The following is a 2,344-nucleotide window of genomic DNA, read 5'->3' as shown; positions in this document are numbered from 1 at the left end:
CCCATTTGCCCGGCGTGGTCGATACGGCGATCCATGGTGAGGGATTGCGCATCGTGATGGAAAGGGTTGAAGCGCCGCATTTACCTCCGGGCCTGGCCGTTCACGGTCCCCCGAAACCGGTTGCGGCCAGGCTGGAAGATGCATTCGTCAGTCTTCTCTTCAAGCGAACTTCGCATCATTCCATCCCGCTGCTACCGCACCGGAGTTCCGCAGGCGATCATGCCGCGGTTGTCGAGGTCAAGGGCCTGTCCCGTTATTTTGGCACCTTCGCTGCGGTGAAGGATGTCAGTTTTTCAGTGCACAGGGGAGAGATATTTGGGCTGCTCGGAGCCAACGGAGCCGGAAAGTCCACAACCTTCCGGATGCTCTGCGGACTGCTGCCAGCCTCATCAGGAACGCTGCGAGTCGCCGGAGCCGATCTCCGCACAGGAAAAGCGGCGGCTCGTGCGCGCATCGGTTATGTGTCGCAACGATTTTCCCTGTATGGCGCTTTGAGTGTCCAGCAGAATTTAACCTTCTTCGCCACTGTCTATGGCCTTGCGAACAGCCGCAAGAAAGAGCGGATGGCGTGGGCACTCGAAGAACTTGAGTTGAAAGACTACATCGCCATGAACGCCGCGGAGTTGCCCCTGGGATACAAACAGCGTCTCGCTCTGGCCTGCGCTTTGATGCATGAGCCAGGCATCCTGTTTCTCGACGAGCCGACCTCCGGCGTCGATCCCTTGGCGCGCCGTGAATTCTGGGCGCGTGTGAATGCACTCGCGGAAGCTGGAACAACCTGTCTGGTGACCACTCACTTCATGGAAGAGGCGGAGTACTGCGACCGTTTGGTCCTGATGTCACTGGGAGAAGTGCTTGCAGAAGGAACGCCGACAGAGATCAAGGCAAGGGTCCGCAGTGCAGACCATCCCAAACCGAGCATGGAAGATGCCTTCATCTCTCTGATTGAGCAACATGAGCGCGTGAGCCGGAGGGCCTCATGAACTGGATGCGTATAAAAGGTTTGATGCGGAAGGAGGTCTATGAAATAGTCCGCGATCCTTCCAGCATCGCCATTGCTTTCGTGCTGCCCCTAGTGCTTCTGTTGATCTTCGGGTACGGCGTCTCACTCGACGCCCGAAGTATCTCCATTGCGGAGGTGGTTGACCAGCCAACGCATCTCACAGCATCTTTCCTTGCGGAGTTGCAACGCAACCAGTGGTTTCACCCCATCCTCTATCCGGATCAAGCATCTGCGGAGCAGGCATTGTTGCATGGCCGAGCCGAAGCCATTCTTTGGCTGCGCAGCGATTTTTCCCAGATTGCCTTGAGTAGCGGGAGCGCTCCGATTCATCTTACCGTGAACGGCGTCGATGCCAATCAGGCTCGCATCATTCAGAACTACATCAGTGGAACATGGCAAGTTTGGCTTCAGCAGGAGGCGACAGCACAGGGTGGGCATCTCGCAGCGCCCGCGGTAGCGGATACGCGAGTGTGGTTCAACCCTGCGCTCGCCAGCCGTGACTATCTGATTCCCGGACTGATCGCCATCATCATGACGCTCATCGGAGGGTTGTTGACAGCACTGGTTGTAGCCAGAGAGTGGGAGCGCGGCACGATGGAAGGCATTATGGTTACGCCCGTCGCCAAAACGGAAATTCTGCTGGGAAAGCTGATCCCATATTTTGTCATGGGGATGGGCGGGATGATGATGTCCACTGCAATGGCGGTCTTCTTATTCCAGGTTCCGCTGCGTGGCTCGTTCGCGGTGCTCTTTGGTACTGCCGCACTCTTCCTGCTCACCGCCCTTGGCATGGGATTGGCGATCTCCGTCCTGGCGCGCAGCCAGTTTGTCGCCGCCATGGTGGCTATTGTTACCACGTTCCTTCCTGCGTTCATTCTTTCGGGATTCCTGTTCGATATTCGTTCCATGCCGCAGGTCATTCAGGTTCTGACCCACATCGTGGCAGCCCGCTACTTCGTAGCCATGCTGCAAACTACCTTTCTGGCGGGCGCCATGTGGTCCGTCCTTTTGCCCAATGCGCTGGGATTGGCCATCCTCTGTGTGGTCTTTCTGGGCCTCTCCGTATTGCGGTTTCGTAAGAGGTTGGACTGATGCGGGCGATTCTCCAACGCGTATTCGCGCTCGCCGTCAAGGAGCTTCTGGCACTGTTGCGCGATCCGGCAAGCCGAGCCGTCCTGATCGGCCCGCCGATCATTCAACTGTTGGTCTTTGGCTATGCGGCAACATTCGATCTCACACATGTTCCCTTTGTCGTCTACAACCAGGACCAGGGACAAGCCTCGCGCGAGCTCATCGCTCGTTTTGCCGGCGCGCCCAGCTTCGATCTGCTGCGCCCGGTCC

Annotated in this window: 2 protein-coding genes and 1 pseudogene; all 3 read left to right on the top strand. The window is 57.7% G+C overall.

The features are described from left to right. The coding region (locus tag VMU57_RS06645; protein WP_325381850.1) for an ABC transporter ATP-binding protein at positions 1-983 on the top strand (983 nt) is incomplete at its 5' end. Further along, positions 980-2,095, top strand: a complete 1,116-nt coding sequence (locus VMU57_RS06640; RefSeq protein ID WP_325381849.1) for an ABC transporter permease — start codon at positions 980-982, stop codon at positions 2,093-2,095. The genes VMU57_RS06645 and VMU57_RS06640, both read left to right, overlap by 4 nt. Further along, positions 2,095-2,344, top strand: a pseudogene (locus VMU57_RS06635) (antibiotic ABC transporter permease); the annotation flags it as partial. The gene VMU57_RS06640 and the pseudogene VMU57_RS06635, both read left to right, overlap by 1 nt.

It is taken from the genome of Edaphobacter sp. (assembly GCF_035532915.1).
Lineage (GTDB): Bacteria > Acidobacteriota > Terriglobia > Terriglobales > Acidobacteriaceae > Edaphobacter.
This window is presented reverse-complemented; position numbering and strand designations above follow the sequence as displayed.

What these genes read in the sequence shown, in the direction of transcription:
- VMU57_RS06640 (WP_325381849.1), top strand. Translation starts at nt 980, where the DNA reads ATGAACTGGATGCGTATAAAAGGTTTGATGCGGAAGGAGGTCTATGAA.